Source organism: Roseibium sp. MB-4 (genome assembly GCF_053005265.1).
The window spans coordinates 1,204,394-1,229,961 of record NZ_JBRKQB010000001.1 but is presented as its reverse complement, the minus strand read 5'-3'; the positions used below and the strand labels follow the sequence as shown (position 1 = coordinate 1,229,961).

23 protein-coding genes are annotated in these 25,568 nt (G+C 56.5%); 9 read left to right on the top strand and 14 right to left on the bottom strand.

The window, feature by feature from the left end; genetic code table 11:
* The first annotated feature begins 28 nt into the window (after window positions 1–28).
* Window positions 29–856 (top strand): DUF1194 domain-containing protein, encoded by an 828-nt coding sequence (locus ACVDG4_RS05715; RefSeq protein WP_447235088.1) that lies wholly within the window; start codon window positions 29–31, stop codon window positions 854–856.
* 11 nt (window positions 857–867) lie between these two features.
* Here ACVDG4_RS05715 and ACVDG4_RS05710 read toward each other — a convergent pair whose 3' ends face one another.
* Entirely contained in the window at window positions 868–1,296 is a 429-nt protein-coding gene (locus tag ACVDG4_RS05710) for a hypothetical protein (RefSeq protein ID WP_447234331.1), read from the bottom strand.
* Window positions 1,297–1,427: 131 nt separating this feature from the next.
* Here ACVDG4_RS05710 and ACVDG4_RS05705 point away from each other — a divergent pair, with 131 nt between their 5' ends.
* The gene (locus ACVDG4_RS05705; protein WP_447234330.1) at window positions 1,428–2,126 is read left to right on the top strand and encodes a DUF2161 domain-containing phosphodiesterase; all 699 of its coding nucleotides are present in this window, start codon (window positions 1,428–1,430) and stop codon (window positions 2,124–2,126) included.
* A gap of 9 nt (window positions 2,127–2,135) precedes the next feature.
* On the opposite strand, the gene ACVDG4_RS05700 is transcribed toward ACVDG4_RS05705, so the two are convergent.
* A complete protein-coding gene (locus ACVDG4_RS05700) occupies window positions 2,136–4,322 on the bottom strand; it encodes a putative bifunctional diguanylate cyclase/phosphodiesterase (protein ID WP_447234329.1) in 2,187 nt (728 codons plus the stop codon).
* 305 nt (window positions 4,323–4,627) lie between these two features.
* Here ACVDG4_RS05700 and ACVDG4_RS05695 point away from each other — a divergent pair, with 305 nt between their 5' ends.
* A complete protein-coding gene (locus ACVDG4_RS05695; protein WP_447234328.1) occupies window positions 4,628–5,614 on the top strand; it encodes a calcium/sodium antiporter in 987 nt (328 codons plus the stop codon).
* 15 nt (window positions 5,615–5,629) lie between these two features.
* On the opposite strand, the gene ACVDG4_RS05690 is transcribed toward ACVDG4_RS05695, so the two are convergent.
* Both ACVDG4_RS05690 and ACVDG4_RS05685 read right to left on the bottom strand, forming a co-directional pair.
* Window positions 5,630–6,922, bottom strand: a complete 1,293-nt coding sequence (locus ACVDG4_RS05690; protein WP_447234327.1) for an MFS transporter — start codon at window positions 6,920–6,922, stop codon at window positions 5,630–5,632.
* Between the two features lie 88 nt (window positions 6,923–7,010).
* A complete protein-coding gene (locus ACVDG4_RS05685; protein ID WP_447234326.1) occupies window positions 7,011–7,736 on the bottom strand; it encodes a spermidine synthase in 726 nt (241 codons plus the stop codon).
* A gap of 193 nt (window positions 7,737–7,929) precedes the next feature.
* On the opposite strand from ACVDG4_RS05685, the gene ACVDG4_RS05680 reads away from it, so the two are divergent.
* Together ACVDG4_RS05680 and ACVDG4_RS05675 are read left to right on the top strand one after the other, a co-directional pair.
* The gene (locus tag ACVDG4_RS05680) at window positions 7,930–8,913 is read left to right on the top strand and encodes a LysR family transcriptional regulator (RefSeq protein WP_447234325.1); all 984 of its coding nucleotides are present in this window, start codon (window positions 7,930–7,932) and stop codon (window positions 8,911–8,913) included.
* A gap of 137 nt (window positions 8,914–9,050) precedes the next feature.
* A complete protein-coding gene (locus ACVDG4_RS05675) occupies window positions 9,051–11,486 on the top strand; it encodes a GcvT family protein (RefSeq protein ID WP_447234324.1) in 2,436 nt (811 codons plus the stop codon).
* 32 nt (window positions 11,487–11,518) lie between these two features.
* On the opposite strand, the gene ACVDG4_RS05670 is transcribed toward ACVDG4_RS05675, so the two are convergent.
* From ACVDG4_RS05670 to ACVDG4_RS05640, 7 genes are all read right to left on the bottom strand, one after another.
* The gene (locus tag ACVDG4_RS05670) at window positions 11,519–13,555 is read right to left on the bottom strand and encodes an ASKHA domain-containing protein (RefSeq protein ID WP_447234323.1); all 2,037 of its coding nucleotides are present in this window, start codon (window positions 13,553–13,555) and stop codon (window positions 11,519–11,521) included.
* A gap of 121 nt (window positions 13,556–13,676) precedes the next feature.
* Entirely contained in the window at window positions 13,677–14,630 is a 954-nt protein-coding gene (locus ACVDG4_RS05665) for a methyltetrahydrofolate cobalamin methyltransferase (RefSeq protein WP_209173542.1), read from the bottom strand.
* Window positions 14,631–15,524: a methylenetetrahydrofolate reductase gene (locus ACVDG4_RS05660; RefSeq protein WP_447234322.1), complete on the bottom strand. Its 894-nt coding sequence runs from the start codon at window positions 15,522–15,524 to the stop codon at window positions 14,631–14,633.
* Complete coding sequence (locus tag ACVDG4_RS05655; RefSeq protein WP_133950486.1) at window positions 15,517–15,819, bottom strand: virulence factor; 303 nt, start codon at window positions 15,817–15,819, stop codon at window positions 15,517–15,519. The genes ACVDG4_RS05660 and ACVDG4_RS05655 overlap by 8 nt, the downstream gene beginning before the upstream one ends.
* A 103-nt stretch (window positions 15,820–15,922) precedes the next feature.
* Window positions 15,923–16,600 (bottom strand): DUF1638 domain-containing protein, encoded by a 678-nt coding sequence (locus ACVDG4_RS05650; protein ID WP_447234321.1) that lies wholly within the window; start codon window positions 16,598–16,600, stop codon window positions 15,923–15,925.
* 6 nt (window positions 16,601–16,606) lie between these two features.
* On the bottom strand, window positions 16,607–17,311 hold the full coding sequence (locus ACVDG4_RS05645; RefSeq protein ID WP_447234320.1) for a cobalamin B12-binding domain-containing protein: 705 nt from the start codon (window positions 17,309–17,311) through the stop codon (window positions 16,607–16,609).
* 210 nt (window positions 17,312–17,521) lie between these two features.
* Complete coding sequence (locus tag ACVDG4_RS05640; protein WP_133950480.1) at window positions 17,522–19,192, bottom strand: formate--tetrahydrofolate ligase; 1,671 nt, start codon at window positions 19,190–19,192, stop codon at window positions 17,522–17,524.
* Between the two features lie 201 nt (window positions 19,193–19,393).
* Between ACVDG4_RS05640 and relB the strand changes: the two genes are divergently transcribed.
* Window positions 19,394–19,954, top strand: coding sequence for a type II toxin-antitoxin system RelB family anti-toxin (gene relB / locus ACVDG4_RS05635; RefSeq protein WP_209177562.1), 561 nt, complete (start codon window positions 19,394–19,396; stop codon window positions 19,952–19,954).
* Window positions 19,955–20,076: 122 nt separating this feature from the next.
* On the opposite strand, the gene ACVDG4_RS05630 is transcribed toward relB, so the two are convergent.
* Window positions 20,077–20,355: a hypothetical protein gene (locus ACVDG4_RS05630; protein ID WP_209002457.1), complete on the bottom strand. Its 279-nt coding sequence runs from the start codon at window positions 20,353–20,355 to the stop codon at window positions 20,077–20,079.
* A 236-nt stretch (window positions 20,356–20,591) separates the two neighbouring features.
* Here ACVDG4_RS05630 and ACVDG4_RS05625 point away from each other — a divergent pair, with 236 nt between their 5' ends.
* Complete coding sequence (locus ACVDG4_RS05625) at window positions 20,592–21,779, top strand: glycine C-acetyltransferase (protein WP_447234318.1); 1,188 nt, start codon at window positions 20,592–20,594, stop codon at window positions 21,777–21,779.
* Window positions 21,776–22,813, top strand: a complete 1,038-nt coding sequence (gene tdh, locus ACVDG4_RS05620; protein ID WP_447234317.1) for an L-threonine 3-dehydrogenase — start codon at window positions 21,776–21,778, stop codon at window positions 22,811–22,813. Before ACVDG4_RS05625 ends, tdh begins: the two co-directional genes overlap by 4 nt.
* Before the next feature lie 203 nt (window positions 22,814–23,016).
* Here the strand turns inward: tdh and ACVDG4_RS05615 are convergent, their stop codons facing one another.
* Both ACVDG4_RS05615 and ACVDG4_RS05610 read right to left on the bottom strand, forming a co-directional pair.
* Window positions 23,017–23,220: a YgaP family membrane protein gene (locus ACVDG4_RS05615; protein ID WP_040453271.1), complete on the bottom strand. Its 204-nt coding sequence runs from the start codon at window positions 23,218–23,220 to the stop codon at window positions 23,017–23,019.
* A gap of 126 nt (window positions 23,221–23,346) precedes the next feature.
* A complete protein-coding gene (locus ACVDG4_RS05610; protein ID WP_447234316.1) occupies window positions 23,347–24,558 on the bottom strand; it encodes a winged helix-turn-helix domain-containing protein in 1,212 nt (403 codons plus the stop codon).
* A 156-nt stretch (window positions 24,559–24,714) separates the two neighbouring features.
* Here ACVDG4_RS05610 and ACVDG4_RS05605 point away from each other — a divergent pair, with 156 nt between their 5' ends.
* Window positions 24,715–25,554, top strand: coding sequence for a substrate-binding periplasmic protein (locus tag ACVDG4_RS05605; RefSeq protein ID WP_447234315.1), 840 nt, complete (start codon window positions 24,715–24,717; stop codon window positions 25,552–25,554).
* The last annotated feature ends 14 nt before the right edge of the window (window positions 25,555–25,568 follow it).

Sequence of the window (25,568 nt, the reverse complement as noted above, 5' to 3'; positions counted from 1 at the left end):
CGGGCTGGACTGCATTATTCTCAGTTCTATGAAGAGCCTCGTCTCAACCCTGATCACCGCGATCGCCTTGTTAATGGGGCAATTTGGTTCAGCTTCCGTCAAAGCGGCTCAACCCGTCGACGTAGCTCTCGTTCTGGCCGTTGATGTCTCGCGGTCCATGTCGGCGGAAGAATTGGCCATACAGCGGGACGGATATGCCGCTGCGATTGCGCATCCATCAGTCATTCGAGCTGTAGAGCAGGGGCTTCATGGCCGGATTGCACTGACCATGTTTGAATGGGCCAACGATGCGCATATTCGCGAGATCGTGCCCTGGACCCTCATTGAAACGCCGCAAGACGCAGAGGGTGTATCAACCATCATCAGCGAAGATCAGACCATTGGTCAGCGCAGAACCTCTATATCCGGTGCGATCCGGTATGCGTCGAAGTTGCTGCTGGATGTCCCTTTTCAGGCGGATCGGCTGGTTATCGACATATCCGGCGATGGGCCCAACAATCAGGGTATCGCTGTGACCCGTGCCCGGGACCTGGCAGTGGAGGCCGGTTTTGTGATCAACGGGTTGCCATTGATGACGACCGGCGGATTTGGCGGCCAGTTCAACATTCCGGATCTCGATGAATACTACCGCCGCTGCGTGATTGGCGGGCCGGGCAGTTTTGTAATTCCGGTAAACGATTGGGCCCAGTTTCCAGAAGCGGTTCGCCGGAAACTGGTCCTGGAAATCGGGGGGCGGGTTCCAGAAGAACCAGCACGTGTCTACCGGGCGCAGATCACGTTCGGCCAGCCTTATGACTGTATGGTCGGCGAGAAGATGTGGCGCAACTTGCGCGAAAGATTTTTTCTCGATCCTTGAGTGTGTGGCCTTCAGTTTCGTGGCCGACTTGCCCTGATCTCACGCTTTTCGCTGTATGTCTGTACAGCATAAGCTCCGGACATCGCGATCAGAGCCGCAGCCAGTCCGATAGTGACATCAACGGCGCCGGAAAAGGGCAGCCTGAACGCGTATATGAAAATTTCGATGTAGCTGACTGTGAAGCCAATCACGAGACCTATCGCAAGTAAGATAGAAATGCGGTCGCTTCCCCATCCTTTTTGATCGCGGGTCTCGCTCTGGAAGTGTCCGGAAACGCGAAAATATGCCCAAATTATAAACCCGAAGACCGCGGCAGAAAGGGCCATGACCGCAGCAGGTTGTATGATTTCCATTTTGTCTGGATCCCAGTTTAGGAATGCTATCCGGGCGGGGCCGTCCGGGAATAAGAGCGACATGGGAAACAATTGAGGCAACTGCAAGAGGACGCTCAAAATTTCCGGTTCTTGGCATCATCCGGTGTTTGCATCCAATGCAAGGAAGTCGTGGTCAACCTGCATCCGGCTCAGATCGCTGCTGGACCCGCTATTGGCGCAGCCATAGGATCGAATCCATGGCACGCATTCTGGAAACCGAGCTTTACGAGCCGGTCAAGGCATTCTTGGAAAAACAGGGATATGAGGTGAAGGCCGAAGTAGGATCAGCCGACATTGTGGCTTGCCGCGGTGACGACGATCCGGTGATCGTGGAACTGAAGACCGGCTTTACCCTCAGCCTGTTTCACCAGGCCGTTGACCGGCAAGGGGTGACCGACTCGGTTTATATCGCCGTTGCGCGTGGCAGCGGGCGCCGTTTTCAAGCGGCGCTAAAAAACAATCTCAAGCTCGCGCGCAGGCTGGGGCTTGGACTTATTACGGTCCGGCTCACAGATCAGCTGGTCGAAGTTCATGCTGATCCAGCGCCCTTCACACCGCGCAAGATGAAACCGCGGAAAGACCGGCTTCTGCGTGAATTTGCCCGCCGTGTCGGAGATCCGAACACCGGCGGCTCGACGCGCGTCACGCTCGTCACAGCCTACAGGCAAGATGCCATGAGATGTGCTCAGTATTTAAGTGAAAATGGTCCAAGCCGTGGCTCAGAGGTTGCCAAAGCGACCGGCGTTGACCGGGCCACACGGATGATGGCGGATGATCACTACGGTTGGTTCGAACGGGTGGGCCGTGGGATTTACGGTTTGACCCCGAAGGGCGAAAAGGCGAGGGAAAACAAGATAACTGAAGCATCTGAACGAAAAAATAAGGGGCAATTCTAAATAGAGATTTCAAAACAGGGCGTTTGACGAAAAGCCTACGGCATCTCCGGGAACAGGATGGCCAATCAGGAAACCTTGACCGAACGCCACGCCAAGGTTTTGAAGCGCTGCAAGCTGTTCCTGTGTCTCGATGCCTTCGGCAACAATTTGCTTGCCAAGCTTGGCTGTGAGCTTTGCGATCGTTTCGACGATTGCCATATCGACATCGGATGTCAGCATTGAGCGAACGAAAGACACATCGAGTTTTACCAGATCAAATTCGGTTTCTTTCAAGTGCAGCAAAGAGGCATGTCCGGTTCCAAAATCATCCAGCGCGACGGTAATGCCGTTTTCTCGCAGGTGCCGAAGTATACTGGAGACGTTTTCACGCTTCCTGGTAAGAAGAACATCTTCGGTGACTTCTACTTGGATGTGGCTTGGCTTTAGCCCCGCTTTGGCAATGGCCTCCATCAATCGATCCACAAATTGAGCATCACGCTGATAGGCCTGAAATTCGGGTGGAGAAATGTTGAACGCGATATGGCCAAAATCATGTCCCGCTTTGAGCCATGATGAGGCTTGATCGATGGCGCGCAAACGAACCATCTCTCCAATGCGGCGCGCGAGCACGCTGTCCTCGAACACCTCAGCGTAGCTGCTTGGCGGAACCAGCGTACCGTCCTCGTTACTCAGTCGCAGCAATGCCTCGAATCCCGCCAGCTTTTGCGACTGCAAGTCAGCTTTCGGCTGAAAACACAACACAAAGCGTTCGTCGGTTAAGGCACGCCGTGCAGAGTTTAGGGTATTCGTTCGGTTCAGAGCTGCTGTGAGAAGCGCCTCCGAATAACAACGCACGGCATTTCCGCCCGACGCCTTTGCGTCATAGACGGCAAGGTCGGCTTGCTGAAGGAGGTCGTTTACATCCGAACCGTTGGCGTGTGTTTTCTCTGCAAGACCCAGAGATGCCGAGCATTCGAACAAAAAACCTTCCCAGGCAATTGGCTTTGAAATTTCTTCAAGCAAGCGTTTGAAGTACTGAACCGTCTCCCCCCAGCTCAACTGAGCAGAAAAAATGACCGCAAATTCGTCTCCGCCAAGCCGGATTACGATCCCTGTATCGCCGATGTAGTCTACGAGCCTCTCGGCCAATACGATGAGGGCACTGTCACCGGCAGGGTGGCCGTGGCAATCGTTGATCTCTTTGAAGTCATCAAGGTCAATAATCGCGACCCCGCAGGACCGGCAATTGGATGAACTTTTGTGCAAGAGATCGTCCGCAATCCGCATGAAGTAGTGGCGATTGTAAAGCCCGGTTAGCTGATCGCGTTCCGCATAGTACTGGGCAGTGTCCAGAAGCTTCCGATATTCGGTAATGTCACTGATCGTTCCGCCCATCTTGGTTGCGCGATTCTCATTGTTCCAAACGGCATGTCCGCGCGCGCGGACCCAAATCTGTTCGCCATTTTTGTGCAACAGCCGCAAGGATAGATCGAATGGAACGCGATCCTTGAGATGTTCTTTGAACACTTGTTCGACATTCGCCCGGTCTTCAGGATGAATGATTTTGATAAACAGACCAGGCGCATTCGGAAGGGTTTCTTCGGTGTAGCCCAGCCGCACTTTCCACTGTTCTGACATGTAATTGTGTTCGTCGTTGAGGTCCCATTCCCAGACGCCCTGGCTGGCCCCCGAAATGGCAAAAGCGTATCGCTCTTCGCTGAGCCTCAAGGCCTTGGTGCGTTGTTCCAGTATCTCTTCCTGGCGCTGGTGCAAGTCGCGGAGTGCCACTTCGGCTGACTTCAGCGACGTGATATCCTGGATGAACCCGTAGGAGCGCAGATGTGTGCCGTCGGCATCGACAACTGCAACGCCGCGTTCCCGAACGAAGATCTCTCCTCCGCCCGTTTTGATGATACGGTATTCAAGCTCAACGATGTTTTTGGTTTCGCTTAAGCGGCGGGTCTGGCTTCTGTAGTGTTCACGGTCATCCGGGTGCACCCACTCCAGATCTGCGTCCATTGAGGTTGCGCGGCGCACGAATTCTTCAACTGTGACCCCATGCATGCGGGCAAGCTGTTCTGAACAGAAAATGCAGTTGTCGGTGACTTCGTCCCATTCCCAATAGCCGATGCCGGCCAGCGCCTCGACTTCTTCAAACAGCTCTCCCGGTCGCCGTAGTGTTTGAACCGGGTAGACTTTGCTGACCTTGTTGTCCATCGAAGCTTGCGCTCACTGCAATTGTCAAAATCGAAAACAGTGAGCAGAGAATAGAAGCTTTTTGCTTCCAAATGCTTTGCTTTTTGTCAATTTCATGAAACATGAAAATTGGCTGATACTTATAACGATAGTCTTGGTGAAAAGTTGAGGTAGATCATTCGTAATTGTTCCAATTTCTTTCTGCTGCTGATGGGGGACGAGCCGACAGCGTGTTGTTTTCGACCCCCGCGCGATTTGCCTCTTGTTGGCGGTCATGACAACAACCAGATGCAGATCTTGGTATTCTCGGGGTCATGGAGCTCCAGGTGTTTGAAATAGCGGTGCCGCTGATCGGCGGTTTATTTCTTTTGATCATAGGCGGAGAGTTCTTGGTGCGCGGGGCTGTAAATGCCGCGACGCATCTGGGGGTGTCGCCGCTCGTGATCGGCTTGACCCTGGTCGGGTTCGGCACCTCGACGCCAGAACTTGTTACCTCTGTGCATGCCGCACTTGTGGGTGCGCCTGGCATTGCTTACGGCAATGTTGTCGGATCGAACATCGCCAACATATTGCTAATCGGTGGTGTCGCGGCGCTGTTGTTTCCGATCGCCGTGTCGTCCACGGCGCTGAAACGCGATGCTGCGGTGATGCTCGCCGTCACCTTGGTCTATGCGGGCGTTGTCACCGTCATGGATGCCAGTCGGCTGGTCGGCGGGGTCTTCCTTGCAGCTCTATGCACCTACATTTACATGGCCATCCGGCAGGAGCGGGCAGCCGTCCAGGAAAACCGCGGCGCAGTGCATGGAAAAAGTACGGCGTTGATCGAGACGGATCCGGTTTTGGACATTCCAGCCCAGCCAAAAGGTGGTCTGGTGGCCGCGCTGCTGCTCGCGCTGGGCGGTTTGGCGCTTGTGGTGTTCGGCGGCAAGTTCCTGGTGGAGGGCGCTGTCAGCCTGGCGCGCGGTTTTGGAATTTCGGAAACAGTTATTGGCCTGACGATCGTCGCGATCGGCACCTCCATGCCGGAACTGGTGACATCAGTCGTTGCCGGCCTGAAACGTCAGACAGACGTTGCGTTCGGCAACATTATCGGGTCGAACATCTACAATATTCTGGGGATCGGTGGTGCAACGGCTCTGATCGCGCCGAGCGAAGTTCCGTCCCAGATCATCAGTTTCGACAATCCGGTCATGATTGGCGTTTCGGTGATCTTCGTGATTTTCGCAGCAACCGGCCTACGGATCGGCCGGCGCGAGGGCGCAGTGCTGCTTGGCGGATATCTTGTCTACCTTTATGCCCTTTGGCCGTCCTGAACAAAGGGTGTGCCGCTAGACCTGTTCGTTGTCTGATGGGGACGTTCCCACATCGGCGTCTTCCAGCGGCAGAGCTTCGTCCTCGCCGGCCGCAAGTGTCGCGGTTTCTGGTGTGACCATACGGGCAGGGGCGCTGACCTGAAACGCGCCCTTGTCTTCTTCGGCAACCGCCGCCCGCCGGGTCATGCGCCACAGCGTGAAGGCAATCATGACGACGTGAGCGCCGATGGTCGTGATGAACAGGCCTTGCGGGCCGATGCTTGTCATCATGACACCGGCAATCAGCGGTCCGATAATGGAGCCGATGCCAAACATCATCAAAAGTCCGCCTGACACCTGAATGGACGTTCCTGGAGGTGCATGGTCGTTGGCATGGGCAACGATCACAGGGTACATCGCAAAAATCGCTGCGCCGAACACGGCAACCAGCAAAAGGTTCGTAAGCTGGCTGTCGGGGAGCAGCACCACGAAGGCGATATCGGCAGCAAGTGCGACAGCGGCCACAACGGCCAAAACGATGCGGCGGTCCATGCGGTCGCTCAAGTATCCGATCGGGATCTGGGCGACGGCGCCCGCAAGGACCGGGATGCTGGCAAAAAGCGCAATCGACGTCAGTTCAAGACCCACCCGCCCGGCATAGACGGCAGCCAGCGTCCCGAAGGCGGCGTTGGAGATCCCGACGAGAAACACGGCCGCAACGGCCACCGGCGAATTGTTCCAAAGGACGCGTATATTGAGCTGCACCGATGTCAGCGGAGCCGGCGAGGCGGACGTCGACAACGCCGTTGGCACAAGAGCCAGACAATAGACAATGGCGCCAATCGCAAAGAACAGGAAGCTCATCGTGTCGCCAAGCGAGATGACCATCTGCCCGGCTGTTAAAGCCCCAAGATTGACCATCGTGTAGACACCGAAAATGGTGCCGCGTGTGTTGGCCTCGGACTTGTCGTTGAGCCAGGATTCCACGATCATTGCAGCCCCAGCAAAGCAGAACCCGGAGACGGCTCGGATGGGGATCCACGCCCAGGCTTCGACCAAGAGCGCCTGCAGCAGCATCGAGACGGCGGCAAAGGCGCACATCACACCGAATGTTCGGATATGACCGACGGCTCCCACCAGCCGGGGGACGAAGATGCACCCCAGCACATAGCCGATCGCCCAACCGGTTCCCAAAAGACCAAGCGAACTTGCGGAAAATCCCTCCGCAGCTCCGCGAACCGGCAGGATGAGGCCGTGAATGCCGCCGGCAAAGAGCAAAAGTGCGGAGCCGAACAAGAGTGCGGTAATGGGAACGATTTGTCTGATCATGCCCGCCACAGTACTGATTCTGAAAACAAAAGGGTAGCAGCGCGCCTGAGCCCTCCCGGAAGATGGCGGCCTTTCTCACTGATCGTTATCAGCTGTGTGCCTTCCGTCCGAGGTATACGGATTGCGTCACTTCGCGCCCGTCCTGAAGTGGGTTTTCGAACACCACCGGTTCCGCCCATGCCTCATCAAACGCTTCGGCAAGTTTGGCGGTGATGGCAGCATCCGGAGCTTCGTCCGACCACAGGCCAACGACGCCACCGGGTTTCAGAAAGCGTTGCACGCCAGTGAAACCTTCCTGGGTGTAGAAGCCCTTGGACCCTGAATGCAGCAACCGCTCGGGCGTGTGGTCGATATCGATCAAAATGGCATCGTATTGACGTTGCGGACGACTGGCATCGAAACCATCATCTGACACTGCGAGGCCAAAGAAGTCTCCTTGAACCAATTGGCAGCGCGGATCATCCACCAGTTCTGTTTTCATCGGGACCAGCCCCTCCTGGTGCCAGCGGATGACCGGTTCCAGAAGATCGACGACGGTGAGGCTGGAGACCGTGTGATGGGCCAAAACCGCCTGTGCGGTGTAGCCAAGGCCCAGTCCGCCGACCAACACATCCAATTCACTTCCTGCAAGCGCTTTAGCACCGAGATCCGCCAGCGCCACTTCAGAGGCCGTGAACAGGCTCGACATCAGGTGTTCTTCTCCAAGGAGAATTTCGAAGACGTCGGTTTTCAGCGCCAGGAGATGCCGGCGGCGGAGGGACACGGCCCCAATCGGTGTCGGGGCATAATCCAGTTCTTCAAACATCTTACTCATGCCGTACCATGACGGGTGGTTGGTGATTTGGAAAGGGCGCGAATGCACTGCTCCCGCACTGCAAGCGGAGACGAACAGAGTTTTTATGCGGTACAACTCGGGAGTACCTGTAAAAATTCGAATTTATTGGACTCTTGTTTCGAACAGGTCGAAACTCAGCCTGTTCCTCACGTCTCTCGAGTTACACAGCCGCATGCCACGTTCATCTGCTCGCAAAGACCTTACCTTGAAAGCCCTGGAACTCTTTCAGATCTGCGCCCGCAAGTCGTCGGTTCAGGAGACTGCTGATGAAACAGGCTTGTCCATCAGTACTGTTTCGCACCACCTGCGCAGCCTTGAAGAACATCTTGGCGTAGAGCTGTTCGATCATGCCCGTCGCCCTATGATGCTGACGCCCAAAGGGCAGATGTTCTTGAAGGAAATCGACGTGGCCCTCGGGTCCATCCGCAAGGCGACAGCGGAAGCTAGTGCCGGGAATGTCACGGAAACCAGTTATCTCAGGTTCGGCAGTATTGCCGACATGGATAGCGATATTACGCCTGACCTTGCGGTTTACCTTTCCAGAAAAATGCCCCAGTGCAATTTCGTTTTCCGGTCCGGATCCAGCCGCGAACTTCTTGACATGCTGCGTGACCGCCGGTTGGACATCGGCATAGCGACCATGCCGCCAGAGAGGGTGAATAATCTGCAAGACACCCCTTTGCTTCGTGACCCATTTGTGGTGGTGCTGCCAGAAGGGCGGACTGACGAGACAGCAGATGTCATGGCCGGCAAATCGGATCTACCGTTTCTGCAGTTTACCAGTGACCTGCTCATAGCTCGGCAGATCGAAGCACAATTGCGCCGGTTGGGAGTGGAGATGCCCGACCGTTTCGAATGCGGCAACAACCAGACCCTCATGGCAATGGTGGCGGCAGGTGCTGGATGGACCATAACAACACCTTTACTGTTCTCCAGGGCGCGCCGGTTTCATTCAAAGCTTCGCATGCACCAGTTTCCCGGAAAAAGCTTTGCGCGGACGCTGTCTCTCATCACCACACCAGATTGCGCTGGATCTGTGCGTGGTCTCATCGATCAGAAACTCCGCAAGCTGCTGACACGCCATGCGCTGACCCCCATGCATCAAAGCAACGCTTGGCTTGAGGACCGATTTTGTCTGGTCACGGGTGCTGATTGACCGGAATTCTTTGGACAGCACTTCGGAATTACGAATTTTTCGAAGTTCAATATTGATATTTTGAAAATCGCAGCCCGCCTCATTGCCACTTTGTTCAAACTGCGGCACCCCGGAGAGAGATGTGGTGGAGGTGTTGTATGAAAACGCGGACGAAAGTGGTTGTGATCGGTGGAGGTATCGCCGGGTGTTCGACAATCTACCATCTTACCCAGGAGGGCTGGACGGATGTCGTATTGGTCGAACGAAATGAACTCACGTCCGGGACGACGTGGCATTCTGCAGCCCAAGTAACCAACTTCGGCATGAATCAAACCATGGTCGGTTTGAAGAGCCATTCTATCCGGCTCTACAAGGAGCTGGCCGAAGATCCAGATTACCCGATCAACTATCACCATGCAGACGGTGGCATTCGACTTGCCAACACCGAAGCCCAGATGCAGGGCTACCGGCACTTTGCATCAATGGCACGCGGCATGGATGTCGACTTCGAAGTCATTGATGCGCAGGAGTGCGCACGCCGCCATCCGTTGATTTCAACAGACAATCTGCTTGGCGGTCTTTGGGATCCGCTCGATGGCGACATCGATCCGGCACAGCTTTGTCAGGCGCTGGCCCGCCGTGCCCGCAAGGCCGGGGCGGCCATCTATCGCAACACGCCAGTCACGGGCCTGACACAGCACAAGGATGACACCTGGACGGTTCATACCGAGCATGGAGACATCGACTGCGATATTGTCGTGAACGCTGGTGGGTACAGGGTGAACGAAATCGGGGCAATGATGGGGATTCATCATCCCGTCGCTTCAATGGAGCACCAATATTTTCTGACCGAGGAAATACAGGCGATCAAGGAGGCGGGGCACCGGATGCCACTGCTTCGTTGCCCGATCAGCGACTACTACTGCCGTCAGGAAAAGAACGGTTTGCTGGTCGGCTTCTACGAGCAGGATTGCAAGACGTGGGGTATGGACGGGATCGATCCGCATTTTGTCAACGCGCTCTGTCCGGATGATCTGGATCGGGTAACCGACGTCCTTGAGGGTGCTTTTGCCCGCATGCCTGCATTGATGGACACTGGAATTCACACCGTCATCAACGGTCCGATCACTTATACAATCGATGGCGCGCCGTTGGTCGGACCGATCCCGGGCAAACGCAATGCTTTTTGTATCATCGGGCTTAGGGCCGGTTTGGGTGAGGGAGGCGGACATGGTTGGCTGCTGGCGCAGCAAATCGTGCACGGCGAGGCGTGCTACGACACATGGTGCCTCGATCCGCGCCGTTTTACCGGCCACGCCAATGTCGAGCTCACCGCTCTGAAAGCCAAAGAAGACTACCAGAACGAGTTCCGATTTCACTTCCCTCATGAACATCGCCCAGCGGGGCGGTCCGCCAAGACAACGCCGCTGACACCCGTGATGGCGGCGGAAGGGGCAGAATTTACGGTGGTGAACGGCTGGGAACGCGTAGATTATATTAAGCCGTCACCAGAGTTTCATCCAACGCTCGGGTTTCATTTCGATGAGGCTTTCGATGTGGTCGCAAGCGAGGTGAAACATATCGCGGAGCATGTGGGCCTGTGCGAAGTCAATGGTTTCAACCGGATCGAGATCACCGGTTCGGATCGGCACACGTTTCTCGATCGCTTGTTTTGCGGCGCAGTTACGAAACGGGAGGGTCGGGTCGGTCTCGGGTATCTGCTCAATCGGCATGGCATGGTCAAGGCCGAGGCAACAATCGCCAACATTCCGGCTTCGGATCGTGGGCCGGCCCGTGTCTGGTATGGGTCGGCAGCAGCCTCCGAATATCATGATATGGATTGGCTAAAGTCCCATCTGCGTCCGGATGAAGATGTTGAGATAAGGAGCCTAACCAACGACCAAACCATTCTGGTTCTGGCAGGACCAAAGGCGCGGGCGGTTCTGCGATCGGCCAGCCGTGGCGACTGGTCGAAGGAAGGGTTCCCCTGGTTGTCGGTGCGCGAAACCTTCATCGGGTATGCCCCGGCAACCGTTATGGGGGTCAGCTTTTCCGGCGAGCTTGCTTATGAGATCCATGTCCCGAATGCTTCACTCTATGCTGCCTATCTGGCTTTAAGGGACGCTGGAAAGGCGCATGATCTGAGAGTGTTCGGCGCAAGAGCTGTGGAATCCATGCGCATGGAAAAGGGGTTCTTGCACTGGAAGGCGGATCTGATCACCGAATTCGATCCTTTTGAAACCGGGTTGGATCGCTTTGTGAAGTTGGATAAGCCCGATTTTGTCGGCAAGGACGCCTTGATACAGCGCCTAAAGGACGGGCCGAGGAAGAAACTTGTGACTCTGAAAATTGACGCGACCCACGCACCCGCATATGGCGGGGCCTCGCTGATGCAGGGGGACACCGTTGTGGGGACAGTCACTTCCGGCGAGTGGGGCCATCGCAGCGGCCTGAATCTCGCTTATGCGTTTGTCGACACTGCGCTCTCGGGAGAAGGAACGGTGCTTGATCTTGACCTTCTTGGAGACAGGGTCAGCGCTGAGATCATCGCGCCGTCCCCTTATGATCCCGGTCATACAAGGATGCGCGGATAGGGGCACGGGCCATTTCACTGTGAAAAAACAGACTAGCCCCGCCGTCTCCGCCGTCGCCGGCCGTCGCCTGTGCCTTCTGCTGCGACCGGCTCCTTGCGTACAGGCAGTTCCACGGCAGCGCGCAGGTTCGGGAAGGGATCGACCTTGTTGGGCAAGGCCATGGCGTTGACAAAATGCTCCTGGAATTTCGGTTCCAAAGCGGTCTCGATTTTCTCGATGTTGTGAACTGTTTCTTCGATCTCACGCCGGTAGCCTCGATTGAGCAGCGCCATGCGGGCACCGGTTCCGGCGGCATTGCCGACGCCGGAAACACCGTCGAGCGCGCAATCGGGGATAAGTCCCAGGATCATTGCGTATTTCGGATCGATGTAGCTGCCGAACGCACCGGCGAAGCGGATGCGGTCGATGTGATCGCTGCCGAGCTTGTCCTGCAACAATTTGATGCCGGCATAGAGCGCGCCTTTGGCAAGCTGAATGGCGCGGATGTCGGTCTGTAGGATCGAGATCTCGATGCCGTCTTCGGCAATGACATATGAGAACGTGCGGCCCTCAGACCGGACCCTGTGGGTTCTCTCTGCCATGGCGCCGTCAATCACACCGTCTTCGGTGATCAGGCCAGCGAGATACATTTCCGCGACCGCCTCGATGATGCCGGAGCCGCAAATGCCGGTGACACCAACACTGTCGATCTTTTCCGAAAAGCCCTCTTCATCCGACCACTCGTCGACGCCGATTACCTTGAACCGGGGCTCCAACGTGTCCTTGTCGATGCGGATGCGCTCGATGGCCCCGGGCGCTGCGCGCTGGCCGGAGGAGATTTCCGCACCCTCAAAAGCCGGGCCGGTCGGGGAGGAAGCGGCCAGCAGGCGATGCTTGTTGCCAAGCACGATTTCCGCGTTGGTGCCGACATCCACAAGCAGTGTCGTTTCTTCGAGCGAATAGGGGCTTTCGGAGAGCGTTGCAGCCGCCGCGTCCGCGCCGACATGACCGGCGATGCATGGCAGCATGTAGACGCGCGCGCCCGGATTGAGATCCAGATCGAGGTCGCGGGCATTCAGAACCATGGCGTCAGACGCCGCGAGCGCAAAAGGCGCGCCGCCGAGTTCCACCGGATCGATCCCCAAAAACAGGTGATGCATCACAGGGTTGCCAACAAAGGTGGCGTCCAGCACATCGGCGCGCTCTGCGCCGACATCGCCGATCAGCTTGCCGACAAGGGCATTGATCGCCTCGCGCACGGCCTTGACGAGATCCGGCAGTTTCGTCGGGTTCATTTGGACATAGGAAACCCGCGACATCAGGTCTTCGCCAAAGCGGATCTGCGGGTTCGAGGTGCCGGCGGAAGAGACTGTACGTCCGTTCTGAAGATTGCACAGGTGCGCGGCAATGGTGGTCGAGCCAATGTCAACAGCCAAGCCATAGACAGCCTGTTTTTCACCCGGCCAGAGCGCCACCAGTGTTGGGCCGCTCGAAATGTCCGTGTGGAGGGCGGCAGTGACCGTCCAGTGTCCCTTGCGCAGGATTGTCTGGACCTTTGGCAGCAGGACCGGATCGGTCGCCAGCGTCTCAACGCCGGCTTCTTTGGCAAGCGCCTCGCGCAGGCGGTCAATGTCACCGCGCGGGGTTTCCATATCCGGTTCGTCGATGGAAACAGTCACCAGCGAAATCGCGCTGTCCGGTTCAATCGTCTTCGCCTCGGCCCGCTTGCGCACGACCTGCCGGTTCGTTTGGGCGTCGGTTGGAATGTCGACGACCAGGTCGCCGAGGATTCTCGCCTGACAGGAGAGGCGCCGGTCGTCCGGCAGATTACGTAAGGTGGCGTAGCGTGTTTCCGCTTCTGTTGCACCCTCAAGGTGGTCCGCGGCGCTCGTCAGGTTTTCCTTGGCGAAGGTGCCTTCGGAGACGGAGATCTGGCAGCGCCCGCAAATGCCGCGCCCGCCGCAGACCGATTCCACGTAGACACCAAGAGAACGCGCGGCATCCAGAAGCGGTGTTCCGACTTCAAATGTGCCACGCCGCCCACTGGGCTGGAAAACAACCTTGGCGAGTTTCGCGGTGCTCTCTGACATGTCCTATTTGTGTCCAAGCGGTTTTGAGTTCAGTTTGTCAATGATCTGGCGCGGTCATGGCAAGACCCGGGATCGGCAAGCCGCCCGGGTCTTGAAGTGTGCTGCCGAGCCAATTTGGCAATCAGCCGGCCCGGCGCGCTGCGCGGCCCCCACGGCGGCGTCCGCCGGACGCTGCGGCTTCTGTTGGTGCAGCCGTCGCCGCACCGGCCGCCGCCGGCTTGTGGTCGCGATAGGTCATGATCCATTCCTGACAGTTCGGATCGGTGCCGTTCAGGACGTTGGCAGCGCGGACCGCTTCCATTTCCTGCGGGCGGCACGGATTCATGATCGCGGACGTCATGCCAGCGCCGATGACCATCGGAATAAAGCCGGCGTTGATGCCGTGGCGGTGCGGCAGTCCGAAGGAAATGTTGGACAGGCCGCAGGTGGTGTTGACCTTCAGCTCTTCACGGAGGCGGCGCAGTAGCGCAAACACTTGCTGCCCGGCCGTGCCCATGGCACCGATCGGCATGACGAGCGGGTCGACAACGATATCGTGCGCGGGAATGCCGAAGTCCGCCGCACGCTCAACGATTTTCTTGGCAACCTCGAAGCGCACGTCCGGGTCTTCGGAGATACCGGTTTCGTCATTGGAGATCGCAACTACCGGAACGTCATATTTCTTGATGAGCGGCAGGATCGCTTCCAGCTTTTCCTCTTCACCGGTTACGGAGTTGACCAGCGGGCGGCCTTTGGTGACTTCTAGGCCTGCCTTGATCGCCTCGGTGACAGAGGAATCGATCGAGATCGGAAGATCGCTCAACTCCTGAACGATTTCGAGTGTTTTTACCAGAAGCGGCGGTTCGGTCTCGTTCGGGTTCACCGCGGTAACGCCGGCATTGACGTCGAGCATGGTGGCGCCAGCTGCAGCCTGGGCCAAAACGTCAGCTTTCACGGTCTCAAAATTACCTTCAACCATTTCAGCAGCCAGCTTCTTGCGGCCGGTCGGGTTGATGCGCTCTCCAATCACGCAAAACGGCTGGTCAAAGCCGATCACGACTTCCTTGGTGGCGGAGGCGACAATTGTTCTGGTCATTTATGCGCTCTCGTTGGCGGTCAAAGATGTTGACGAAGTTTGAAAGGACCAGCTCCCGCGGCTGGTGAGCCACTCAGCTGTTTTGGCGACACCGCCGAATGGATAAACGTGGATTTGGGCGAGCTGGCTGTCCGGCTGGCTGGTGACGCGGGCTTCCAGCGGCTCGACCATTGTGTTCGGATCATAGCCTGCAAGCATGGAGACCACCGCGCCACCGCGCTTTTTCAGGAAGTTGAGCGAGTTTTCGACACCTGCGAAGGCCGCAAACTTCAAAAGCGTCGTCATCTTGGCCGGACCCGCTACACCGATATGAACCGGGAATTGATTGCCCCAGCCGCGGATCTCGTCGAGCCATACGCTGACCTGATGCGGATCGAAGCCGAACTGTGTGACAATCCGAAACTCCGCATCGCTGTCTGCGGCAAGCTCATGCTTTCGCATCAAGAACGATTTGATGACGTCCGGCTTGATGTCCGGTGCCCCTTCCGGGTGACCGGCTACGGCAATCTTTTGAATGCCCAGCTTGTCGAAAAGGCCCGTTTCGAGAAGGGCAACGGATGAGGTAAGAGGGCCAGCCTTGTCGGCTTCACCGGCAATTGCGAGCACTTCCTTAACACCGGCTTCCTGGGTCAGGCGGGTGATGCGGCGCTCGAAATCGGCAGCGCTCGCATAGCGACGCGCGGCCATATGCGGCACGGCAGTCAAGCCCTTGTCGGTCAGGGTCTTGGCTGCGGCGACGATCGTGTCTTCCGGAGCATTGCCAAGATCGGTGACATAGACCTGGCTGCCAGCCGGGATCGCAGCCAGAAGCTCTGTCTTTTCGACCACCTGTTTGGGTGACATTTCGGTCGAGGCGGGCAGGCGGCCATTTGCCAAAAGGCTGCTATCAGTCATTTTCCAGGCCTCCATTCGCCATCAGGTCCATCAGGCGGTGTTTCGGGTAATCGGCAACAAGCGCTTCAAGCGCGGTGTCAGCTTCCTGTTCAAGGTCGTCGGAAACATCGACAGGCTCTGCCCGGCGCCATTCGGCCATATAGGCATCACTGTCTTTGGCACCGACACGCATCGCGCAGGCATCGATCGTTTCCATGAAGACAGCCGGCAGCTCCCGGCGGGCGGACTTACGGCCCTTTTTCACCAGGATCTGTGCCGGGATGTCCCGCCAGTAAACGATTGTCTTTTGCGCCATTTCACGTCGTCCTCTTTCGAGCATGATTGCCGGAAAGCTCTCAATCCAGGTCGCTTGATAGCGGCATTGCACGGTAAAAAACCGACCCGTGCAGTGCCGCATGTCAGCGCGAAGGCATCGCAGGTTCTTTCGTCAGGAATGGTGCCAGCAAACCATAGCCGGTGCGTTCAATTTCAAGCGGAAGCTGAAGACGTTCCGCTGCCCGTCTTGCGGCCTCTTCAAGGGCCGGATCATCTGTCTGCGCCAGGTAGAGAACCCGTGTGTAGTGGGCAAAGTACATGTCGCGCAGATGGGGATGCCAATCGAGGCCGAGGGGTTCGATGACCATTGTCTGAAAGTGCCGGGCGAGGAAGTCGGTCAGATAAAAGCTGCCGAGCTGGTCTTCCTCAAATTGGTCGAATGTCTCCAGTCCGGCAAAGAACGCATAACAATGCGCGCCTTCGATCCGGCGGGTTCCGGTTTCTTCCAGTACCTTGTCGAGAAGACCGCCAGTGCCGCAATCGCCATAAGCAACCAGAATGTCGGAATAAATATCGCGGTTCTGGAGAATGACTCGCAGGACTTCGTCGGGGATCTTTTCCGGTGTGTTGTGCAGCTGTGCCGGGAGACAAGTCAGATCAATGTGATCAAGCTGATTGAGATCGCGGAGTGCGATGATCTCACGCGCCAATGCTCCGCAAGCTACAACAAGGACGCGGCCGATCTTGTCGTTCGCGTCCTCTTGTGTTCCGATCGGGAAAAGAGGCTCACCCGCCTGCATGTCGGGAGCCTCCTCAAACATGTTCTGTCAGCCCCGGTTGGCGAGCTGGTTATGCCGCCGGGCAATCAGGTCTTTTGCCATTTCAACAGCTACAGCTGCATCGCGGCAGTAACCGTCCGCACCAACGGCTTGCCCGAACTCTTCGTTGAGCGGCGCACCGCCTACAAGAACGATGTAGTCGTCCCGCAGGCCCTTTTCCTTCATCTCGTCGATGACGACCTTCATGTAAGGCATAGTGGTGGTCAAAAGGGCAGACATGCCGAGGATGTCCGGCTGATGCTCTTCAAGAGCAGCCAAATAGTTTTCGACCGGGTTGTTGATGCCGATGTCGATCACTTCAAAACCAGCGCCTTCCATCATCATGGAGACAAGGTTCTTGCCGATGTCGTGAATGTCGCCTTTGACAGTGCCGATGACCATCTTGCCGACTTTCGGAGCGCCGGTCTCGGCGAGAAGCGGACGCAAAATGCCCATGCCAGCCTTCATGGCGTTTGCGGACAAGAGAACCTCAGGCACGAACAGAATACCATCGCGGAAGTCGACGCCGACGATCCGCATGCCTTCAACAAGGGCCTTGGTCAGGATGTCGTAAGGTGCCCAGCCGCGTTCCAGAAGGATGTTCACCGCATCCTGAATTTCTTCCTGCAGACCATCATATAGATCATCATGCATCTGCTCGACGAGTTCATCGTCAGACAGGGCCGACAGGTCGATGTCGTCTTCGTCAGACATTTGGCAGCTCCAAAAAGGCTATCGTGGCCGGTAAACGTTGAAAAACCTTATGCCTTAAGGGGAATTGCCCGATATCATCAATGCGACATGGCTAGTCGCTTTCGCGACAGAGGGCTTCTGATGGTTCGAATTGGTGCACTGCCATGACTTGCAAAGAAAAAGGCGGATCACGCGGATCCGCCTCAAGTTTTCTGTTCTGGTCCGGACAGATCAGAACAGACCCTCGATCAAGCCTTCATCGTTCAGCTTGATATGATTTGCAGACGGCACGCGGGGCAGACCCGGCATGGTCATGATTTCCCCGCAGATCGCAACGATGAAGCCGGCACCGGCGGACAGGCGAACTTCGCGGATCGGCACTCCATGGCCGGTCGGCGCGCCGCGCAGGTTCGGATCGGTGGAGAAGGAATACTGGGTCTTGGCCATGCAGACCGGCAGGTTGCCGAAGCCGTCTGCTTCCCAGCGGCGAAGTTGATCCCGGATGGATTTGTCGGCCAGGACCTCGTCGGCGCGGTAGATGCGCTTTGCAATCGTCTCGATCTTTTCAAAGAGCGGCATATCGTCTTCGTAGAGCGGAGCGAATTGGGCTGCACCGCTTTCTGCAAGCGCTGCGACTTTTTCGGCAAGTTCTGCCGTGCCTTCCGAGCCTTTGGCCCAGTGGGACGCCAGAACGGCATCGACACCAAGATCCGCACAGAAGTTTTTGATCTCCTGGACTTCAGCGTCCGTGTCTGCGGTAAAGTGGTTGATTGCGACGACGGCCGGGACGCCGAACTGCTTGATGTTTTCAATGTGGCGGCCGAGGTTGGCGCAGCCCTTTTGGACCGCTTCGATGTTTTCTGCGCCAAGGTCTTCCTTGGCAACGCCGCCATTCATCTTCAGCGCACGCACGGTGGCGACGATCACCACCGCATCCGGCGAAAGACCAGCCTTGCGGCATTTGATGTCGAAGAATTTCTCGGCGCCAAGGTCCGCGCCGAAACCGGCTTCGGTCACGACATAATCGGCAAGTTTCAGAGCCGTTTGGGTCGCCATGACGGAGTTACAGCCGTGGGCGATGTTGGCGAACGGGCCGCCGTGAATGAAGGCAGGATTGTTTTCCAGTGTCTGCACGAGGTTTGGCTGGATGGCCTCTTTGAGGAGAACGGTCATCGCGCCGTCAGCTTCCAGTTCGCGCGCGGTGATCGCGGTGCGGTCGCGGCGGTAGGCAACGATTATGTCGCCGAGGCGCTTTTGCAGATCTTCCAGATCTGTCGCCAGGCAGAGGATCGCCATGATTTCGGACGCAACAGTGATGTCGAAGCCGCCTTCACGCGGGAAACCGTTGGCAACACCGCCGAGTGAACAGACGATTTCGCGGAGCGCCCGATCGTTCATGTCCAGCACCCGGCGCCAAACCACCCGGCGCTGGTCGATGCCGAGCTCATTGCCCCAGTAGATGTGGTTTTCGATAAGGGCGGCCAGAAGGTTGTGCGCTGACGTGATCGCATGGAAATCGCCGGTGAAGTGGAGGTTGATGTCCTCCATCGGGACCACTTGCGCATAGCCGCCGCCTGCTGCACCACCTTTCATACCGAAACACGGGCCGAGGGACGGCTCGCGCAGACAGATCATGGCGTTCTTGCCGATCCGGTTGAGACCATCCCCCAGGCCGACAGTCGTTGTGGTTTTGCCTTCGCCGGCCGGTGTCGGGTTGATTGCGGTGACCAGGATCAGCTTGCCGTTTTCCTTGCCGTTCAGCCCTTCGATGAAGTCTGCGGAGATCTTCGCTTTGGTGCGGCCATAAGGCAGCAGCGATTCTTCCGGAATGTTCAACCGGTCGCCGATCTCTTGGATCGGTTTCATTTTGGCTGCGCGTGCAATCTCGATATCACTGGCCATGCTGTTTCCTCGACATGTTATGTTTCCCGGAAAAAGCCGGGCGTTGTCTTTGCCGCACGCTAGAAGAGAGGGCGGTGCAACAGATGTTCTGAATGCGACCTACTAAGTTTGGGATGCGACGATGGCGTTTCTGCTTCGATAATTGCGAAATGGCACTGGTTCAGAATTGCATTTTCTAGCCAAGCGGATTTTAATTCCGCCATGACAGATTCAGATATTCTCTCCCGTTTGCCGGAGCGGTTGAAAAAGGCCCGCCGGGCGCAAGGCTTGTCGCTTGAGGCGGTTGAAAAGCTCTCCGGTGTGTCGCGCTCGATGGTCAGCCAGATTGAGCGGGGCGAATCCAATCCCACGGTTGCGACGCTTCTCAATCTGACCCGGGCACTCAATGTCGATTTTGCCGGCCTGCTCGGAGAAGAGGCTGTCGAGGATCGGGTGGAAATTGTGAAGGTGAGCCAAACCCCGGCGCTTGATCGGGCGGGAGATGGATGCAAGATCCGGATCTTGTCCGCGCCTCAGGACACGGGCCGGTTTGAAGTCTATGAGCTCATATTTGCTGATGGCGGCAAGCTGGAGAGCAAACCTCATGAGCGTGGAACCCGGGAGCAGTTGATCGCCGAAGAGGGAACGTTGAAGGTCATGTCCGGCGTTGCAACGGGGATGATTGAAAAAGGCGATACCGCGCGTTACGCCGCCGATGTGGCGCACACGATTGAGGCGGTCAACGGGCCAGCCCGTGCTATTTTGATGGTGGTCCGTTTCTAGTAGTCGTCATCTAGTGAGATGGGCTTCAGCTGCTCAGTCGGTATTAAGTCGCTGTCTAAATTTGAGAATGTGTGGCCCCTGATCAGGGGATGGATCAGGGCGCCACGAGGTCCCGGGAGGCGTCAGGTTGTTCCCGGGACAAAAAACGAAAAGCCGGCATCCTTTGGGTTGCCGTTTGCGTCTTGAATGTTCACCTGGCAGGTGTTTTCCGCAAAGATATTCAGGCCAACAGTGAGGCCATCGCCCCACACTGTGGCCTGAGCCCCAGTGACAGCTGAAAAATTGCTATCATAGTTCACCATGTAAGAGCCGGTGCCGGTGTGGTCGCAACTGGCCACATGTTGTGACGAAGTTAGGTTTCCATCGCTGCCGACAAGAGCTGATGCAAATGAAGCTGTCATGTTTGCCTCCCGGTTGTATTCAATGGGTATGCTGCTCAGAGAGCCGAGTGTGCAATTCAAGAATATCAACCAATAGTAGATTCGTAAGTCTGATATAACCCGCAAGGTTGAGTCATTGTCGGATGGATTATTGCATCCGTGAAACTGCCATCCTCTCCGTGATAATGGAAATTCCACTTTCGCCAGACCTAAGAATCCGCTATTATGGATAAAATTCCAGATTATCGGAGGTTGTCGTGTCGCAGGCGTTCTTGGAAAACATTTCCGCTACCTTGAAGGAAATCGAGGCAGAAGGGCTCTACAAGCGCGAGCGGTTGATCACGTCACCACAAGGCGGCCATATCGCTGTTGGTGGGCGCGATGTCATCAATCTGTGTGCCAACAACTATCTCGGGCTGGCCGATCATCCGGTCCTGATCGAAGCCGCCAAAAATGCCATGGATCCAAAGGGGTTCGGCATGGCTTCCGTGCGGTTCATTTGCGGCACACAGGACATTCACCGCGAGCTGGAGCAGCGCCTGGCAAGGTTTTTGGCTAAAGACGATGCCATCCTGTTTGCCGCTTGTTTTGATGCAAACGGTGGCCTGTTCGAGCCGCTTCTTGGCCCGGAAGACGCGATTATATCGGACGCGCTCAATCACGCCTCTATCATTGACGGCATCCGGCTTTGCAAGGCCAAGCGCTACCGCTACCAGAATTCCGATATGACGGATCTGGAGGCAAAGCTCCGGGAAGCCCGCGAGGCTGGTGCCCGTCACATCATGATCGCGACCGATGGCGTCTTTTCCATGGACGGATATCTCGCCAACCTGCCTGAGATCACCGCGCTCGCCAAACAATACGAGGCGGTCGTGATGGTCGATGACTGCCACGCCACCGGGTTCATGGGACCGAAAGGCGAAGGCACTCCGGCACATTTCGGCGTGGATGTCGACATTTTGACTGGAACGCTCGGCAAGGCGCTGGGCGGCGGCATTGGCGGTTATATCGCTGGACCGCAGCCGGTCATTGATCTGTTGCGTCAGCGGGCAAGGCCTTATCTTTTCTCAAACAGTCTGCCGCCGTCCATTGTCATGAGCGGCCTTGAGGCGATCCGTCTGGTGGAAGAAGGGGATGAGCTTCGTAGAAACCTCTTTGACAACGCGCGCTATTGGCGGGCAGGGCTGGAAGCTCTAGGCTTTACGCTGTTGCCCGGCGAACACCCGATCATTCCGGTGATGCTGGGAGAGGCCAAATTGGCCCAGGCAATGGCGGCAAACCTTTTTGAGGAAGGGGTCTATGTCTCAGGCTTTTTCTTCCCGGTTGTCCCGCGCGGCCAGGCGCGTATCCGCACCCAGATGAATGCGGCGCTGACACGTGCAGATCTCGACCGGGCGCTCGATGCTTTTGCGAAAGCCGGCAAGACCACAGGAGTGTTGTTATGAGCAATCAGATGAAGGCTTTGGAAAAATCCGAGCCACGGGAAGGGCTCTGGATGACCCGCGCGCCGGTTCCGGAAATCGGTCCCGACGACGTTCTTATCAAGATCAACAAGACCGGGATCTGCGGCACCGACATCCACATTTGGAACTGGGACGATTGGGCGTCCAAAACGGTGCCCGTACCAATGATCACCGGGCACGAATTTGCAGGTGAGATCGTCGAAGTCGGCCGCAACGTTGATGATCTTGAAGTCGGGCAGCGCTGTTCCGGGGAGGGGCATTTGATCGGCAAACATTCTCGACAATCCCGGTCAGGCAAGTTTCATCTGGACCCAGAGACACGGGGCATCGGTGTAAACGAGCAAGGCGCATTTGCTGAATACTTGCGGTTGCCGGCGTTCAACGCGGTGCCTCTGCCCGATGAGATTGACGACGAGATCGGCGCCATTCTCGATCCGCTCGGCAATGCAGTCCACACGGCCTTGAGTTTTGATCTGGTTGGTGAAGACGTGCTGATCACCGGCGCAGGGCCAATTGGCATTATGGCCGCGGCCGTCGCGCGCCATGTCGGCGCCCGCAATGTGGTGATTACGGACGTCAACCAGGCCCGCCTTGATCTTGCAACGCGCGTTGTAGATGTCGTACCCGTCAATGTCGCGCGCGAAGATCTCAAGGGCATCGAGAAGAAGCTCGGCATGAAGGAAGGTTTTGACGTCGGGCTGGAAATGTCCGGCAATCAAATCGCGCTCGATCAAATGGTTGAAAACCTCGTCATGGGCGGGCGGATCGCGCTGCTTGGCATTCCGCCTGGCAAATCACCGGTCGACTGGTCGCGGATTGTGTTCAAGGCGATTACGATCAAGGGCGTCTACGGCCGAGAGATCTTCGAAACCTGGTACAAGATGATTGCGATGCTGCAGAACGGCCTCGATGTGCGCAACGTCATCACCCACCGGTTTGGTGTCGATGACTTTGAAAAAGGCTTTGCGGCGATGAAATCCGGCGAGGCGGGCAAAGTGGTTTTAAGCTGGCAATGATTGGAAGCTAAACGGCGTTGGCCTGCTGATGTACACAGACCGAGGCCCATGATTGGAAGTCGGCATGCCGCGGCCGGTAGACATGGATACGTGTTTTTGAAGAACAAAGACCGGATTGCCCAAGTGTGGGCTCGGGCAATCCGGTGAGGCCGGTCTGCCCGGTGGGCAACGGGCAGCTTGGCAATCAAAATTGCACGTGGGTGTCAGGAAAAACCGGGGCGTTGCGGCAGACCGAGTTTCTTCAAGGTCATGACCACCGGACAAAAGCCGGTGAAAGAGGCCTGCATCAAATGCACACCGAGAATGCCGGTCACCCAAAGCCAATTGATGTTCACGTAAACAGCCAGCAGCACAGTCGCCAGGACGAGCGCACCAACCACCAGCAGAATTCCCCGTTCGACTGTCATGATCTTCTCCATTAATTGGATAATTCGAACATTCGAAATAATGAGATTAAAAACATCCTGACACCAGCCAAAATTGTGCGGCAAAGCGTCATGCGGCTTTGGTCGTAGAAAGCTCAACCGAGCGCTTTAAGGAACTCGCAGCCAGTCTGGCTCAAAGCTGACAGATCCGCAGTCCGCGAATCTGGCGATCCGATCGATTTCGTTTTCCAGTTTTCCAACCCGGCCCTTACCCATCCGGGTCTTTACCTCCGGCCAAAACGCTCTGACATGCAGTCGGTCATCGGCGCGGTATGCCTTCATATCGATCCGGCCAATCAAACTGTCTCCTTCCAGGACGGGGAAGACGTAATAGCCGTATTGCCGCTTCGGCTCGGGAACGAAGACTTCGATCCTGTAGTAAAAGCCGAACAACCGTTCTGCGCGCTTACGGTCCCGCAAGGCCGGATCAAAAGGCGAGAGAATACGCACCCTTGACGGCAGAGGTGGCAGTTTGTCCAGTGTTACCAGCGTTTCCGGCTGTAGGAAGCTTCTTCGAAGGGAGCCGTCGGCGCCTTCGATCAAAGCTTCAATGATGTCACCGGTTGCTAGCTTGGCTTCGCACCACCTTTTTGCTTCTGCAGGCGTGATCAGGTCCCAAAATGCCGCGATCTCTCCGGATGTTGCAAAGCCCAGACGGTCTAGGGCCGACCGAGCAGCCCAATCGATTGTCTCGTCTACGTCGAAACGCTGCGCCAAATGCGCTTGCGGAATGACACGTTCGGTCAGGTCGTAGATTTTCTGAAATCCGCGCCGGTGGCAGACAGACAGCTCACCCGTCCGCCACAGAAACTCAAGCGCTGTTTTCGACGGATGCCAGTTCCACCAGCCGCCTTTGCTGCGGGCCTCATTTTCTCCCACTGTCGAAGAAGAAACAGGTCCATGGTCGGAAACCTGTTTCAGGACCTCGTTGAATTTCTCTTCGAAACCGTTTTGCCGCCAGTTGCGCCAGCGCCCGATCAGCTTTGCCCGGTCACGCTCAAAGCGCAGTCGCCAATGGGGAAAAGAGGCAGTTGGTATGACCGAGGCATCATGGGTCCAGTGTTCGAAAAGCTGACGGTCGTTCTCAAGCAGCCGTTTGAGATGTGTTTCCTTGTAGCCGGGAAGCCGCGAGGAAAGGATCATGTGATGAGCGCGGGAAACCGTGTTTATGCTGTCGACTTGGACAAAGCCAAGAGCGGAAATTGTTTCGCTTACACGATCGGTGGTCGTGCGGCCCGAAAGAACCGCAAGACCATGGCGATCCAGAAAAAGCTGGCGTGCGGTTGTATTGTCAATAATCGGGGTGGCTGCACTCATCATGACATTATCTAACATTCCAAACATCGGTAATAAAACCCGATTTCAGCTCAGGTGGCTCAGAGGGGCTTACCAGCCCTTGGCAATTTTACTTGACCTATCGTAAGCTATGTGGGCACTGTTCGTGTTATAGGTGTGGCTGGGGAGTGTGCAATTAAAATGGGGCAAAGTATAAAGCCACGCAAGCGCGGGGGGCTTTTCGCATTTCTTGTTGCGTATAGTGTTGTTCTCTTCATTGGCGGCCCTGCATATGCAAGTTGCGACGTTCTCAAGGTGAATGGCGCCAATGAATGGCGGCCCTTTTCCTGGAGGACACCCGACCTTGGCGAAATGAAAGGCATATTCCCGGCAATAACGCATTCCGTTTCCGAGCAGGCACCTGTCAGGAGCGAATATGGGCCGGACCTTCCATGGAACCGGCTGTTTGCGCTTTTGGAGCACGGAAGTATTGATGTGCTCGCGGGAGCTTATCTGTCGGAAGAACGTCTCAGCAAGTTTGAACTTAGCAACCCTGTTCACGAAGATGAGGTGACTGTCTTTATCCGGACGGGCATGAAGACGATACCTCGCGATCTGAATAGCCTCATAGGATTGCGCGGACGCGCGCCTTACGGGGTACATCTTGGCAAAGACAACAACAAATTCGCTGCTGATAATCTTATTATTGACAGCCAGTCGCTTGACGACATCGCCGCCGATCTGGAGATGTTGAAAGATGGCAGGTTCGATTACATCATGATGTCCCGCAGCTATGGGAAGAAAGCGGTGTCCACGTTTGGGTTCGACGGGCAGATCCAGGATGTTCCGTGGACAGCGGCGCGGCGGTCGGTGCATTTTATGTTTTCACGCAAATCACCCTGTGTTGATCTGCTCCCGAAGTTCAATGCGGTCATTGAAGAGCAGCTGCAGGCCGGTATCCTGGACGCGTATCAAGCCGGATTTGAAACTGCGGGCGGGTTTAAGAAAACTGCGCCGTCAGCCGAATCCTTAGCAAAATGATCATCCGAAAGAGG

What these genes read in the sequence shown, in the direction of transcription:
- ACVDG4_RS05715 (WP_447235088.1), top strand. Translation starts at nt 29, where the DNA reads ATGAAGAGCCTCGTCTCAACCCTGATCACCGCGATCGCCTTGTTAATG.
- ACVDG4_RS05705 (WP_447234330.1), top strand. Translation starts at nt 1,428, where the DNA reads ATGGCACGCATTCTGGAAACCGAGCTTTACGAGCCGGTCAAGGCATTC.
- ACVDG4_RS05700 (WP_447234329.1), bottom strand. Translation starts at nt 4,322, where the DNA reads ATGGACAACAAGGTCAGCAAAGTCTACCCGGTTCAAACACTACGGCGA.
- ACVDG4_RS05690 (WP_447234327.1), bottom strand. Translation starts at nt 6,922, where the DNA reads ATGATCAGACAAATCGTTCCCATTACCGCACTCTTGTTCGGCTCCGCA.
- ACVDG4_RS05685 (WP_447234326.1), bottom strand. Translation starts at nt 7,736, where the DNA reads ATGAGTAAGATGTTTGAAGAACTGGATTATGCCCCGACACCGATTGGG.
- ACVDG4_RS05680 (WP_447234325.1), top strand. Translation starts at nt 7,930, where the DNA reads ATGCCACGTTCATCTGCTCGCAAAGACCTTACCTTGAAAGCCCTGGAA.
- ACVDG4_RS05675 (WP_447234324.1), top strand. Translation starts at nt 9,051, where the DNA reads ATGAAAACGCGGACGAAAGTGGTTGTGATCGGTGGAGGTATCGCCGGG.
- ACVDG4_RS05670 (WP_447234323.1), bottom strand. Translation starts at nt 13,555, where the DNA reads ATGTCAGAGAGCACCGCGAAACTCGCCAAGGTTGTTTTCCAGCCCAGT.
- ACVDG4_RS05665 (WP_209173542.1), bottom strand. Translation starts at nt 14,630, where the DNA reads ATGACCAGAACAATTGTCGCCTCCGCCACCAAGGAAGTCGTGATCGGC.
- ACVDG4_RS05660 (WP_447234322.1), bottom strand. Translation starts at nt 15,524, where the DNA reads ATGACTGATAGCAGCCTTTTGGCAAATGGCCGCCTGCCCGCCTCGACC.
- ACVDG4_RS05655 (WP_133950486.1), bottom strand. Translation starts at nt 15,819, where the DNA reads ATGGCGCAAAAGACAATCGTTTACTGGCGGGACATCCCGGCACAGATC.
- ACVDG4_RS05650 (WP_447234321.1), bottom strand. Translation starts at nt 16,600, where the DNA reads ATGTTTGAGGAGGCTCCCGACATGCAGGCGGGTGAGCCTCTTTTCCCG.
- ACVDG4_RS05645 (WP_447234320.1), bottom strand. Translation starts at nt 17,311, where the DNA reads ATGTCTGACGAAGACGACATCGACCTGTCGGCCCTGTCTGACGATGAA.
- ACVDG4_RS05640 (WP_133950480.1), bottom strand. Translation starts at nt 19,192, where the DNA reads ATGGCCAGTGATATCGAGATTGCACGCGCAGCCAAAATGAAACCGATC.
- relB (WP_209177562.1), top strand. Translation starts at nt 19,394, where the DNA reads ATGACAGATTCAGATATTCTCTCCCGTTTGCCGGAGCGGTTGAAAAAG.
- ACVDG4_RS05630 (WP_209002457.1), bottom strand. Translation starts at nt 20,355, where the DNA reads ATGACAGCTTCATTTGCATCAGCTCTTGTCGGCAGCGATGGAAACCTA.
- tdh (WP_447234317.1), top strand. Translation starts at nt 21,776, where the DNA reads ATGAGCAATCAGATGAAGGCTTTGGAAAAATCCGAGCCACGGGAAGGG.
- ACVDG4_RS05615 (WP_040453271.1), bottom strand. Translation starts at nt 23,220, where the DNA reads ATGACAGTCGAACGGGGAATTCTGCTGGTGGTTGGTGCGCTCGTCCTG.
- ACVDG4_RS05610 (WP_447234316.1), bottom strand. Translation starts at nt 24,558, where the DNA reads ATGATGAGTGCAGCCACCCCGATTATTGACAATACAACCGCACGCCAG.
- ACVDG4_RS05605 (WP_447234315.1), top strand. Translation starts at nt 24,715, where the DNA reads ATGGGGCAAAGTATAAAGCCACGCAAGCGCGGGGGGCTTTTCGCATTT.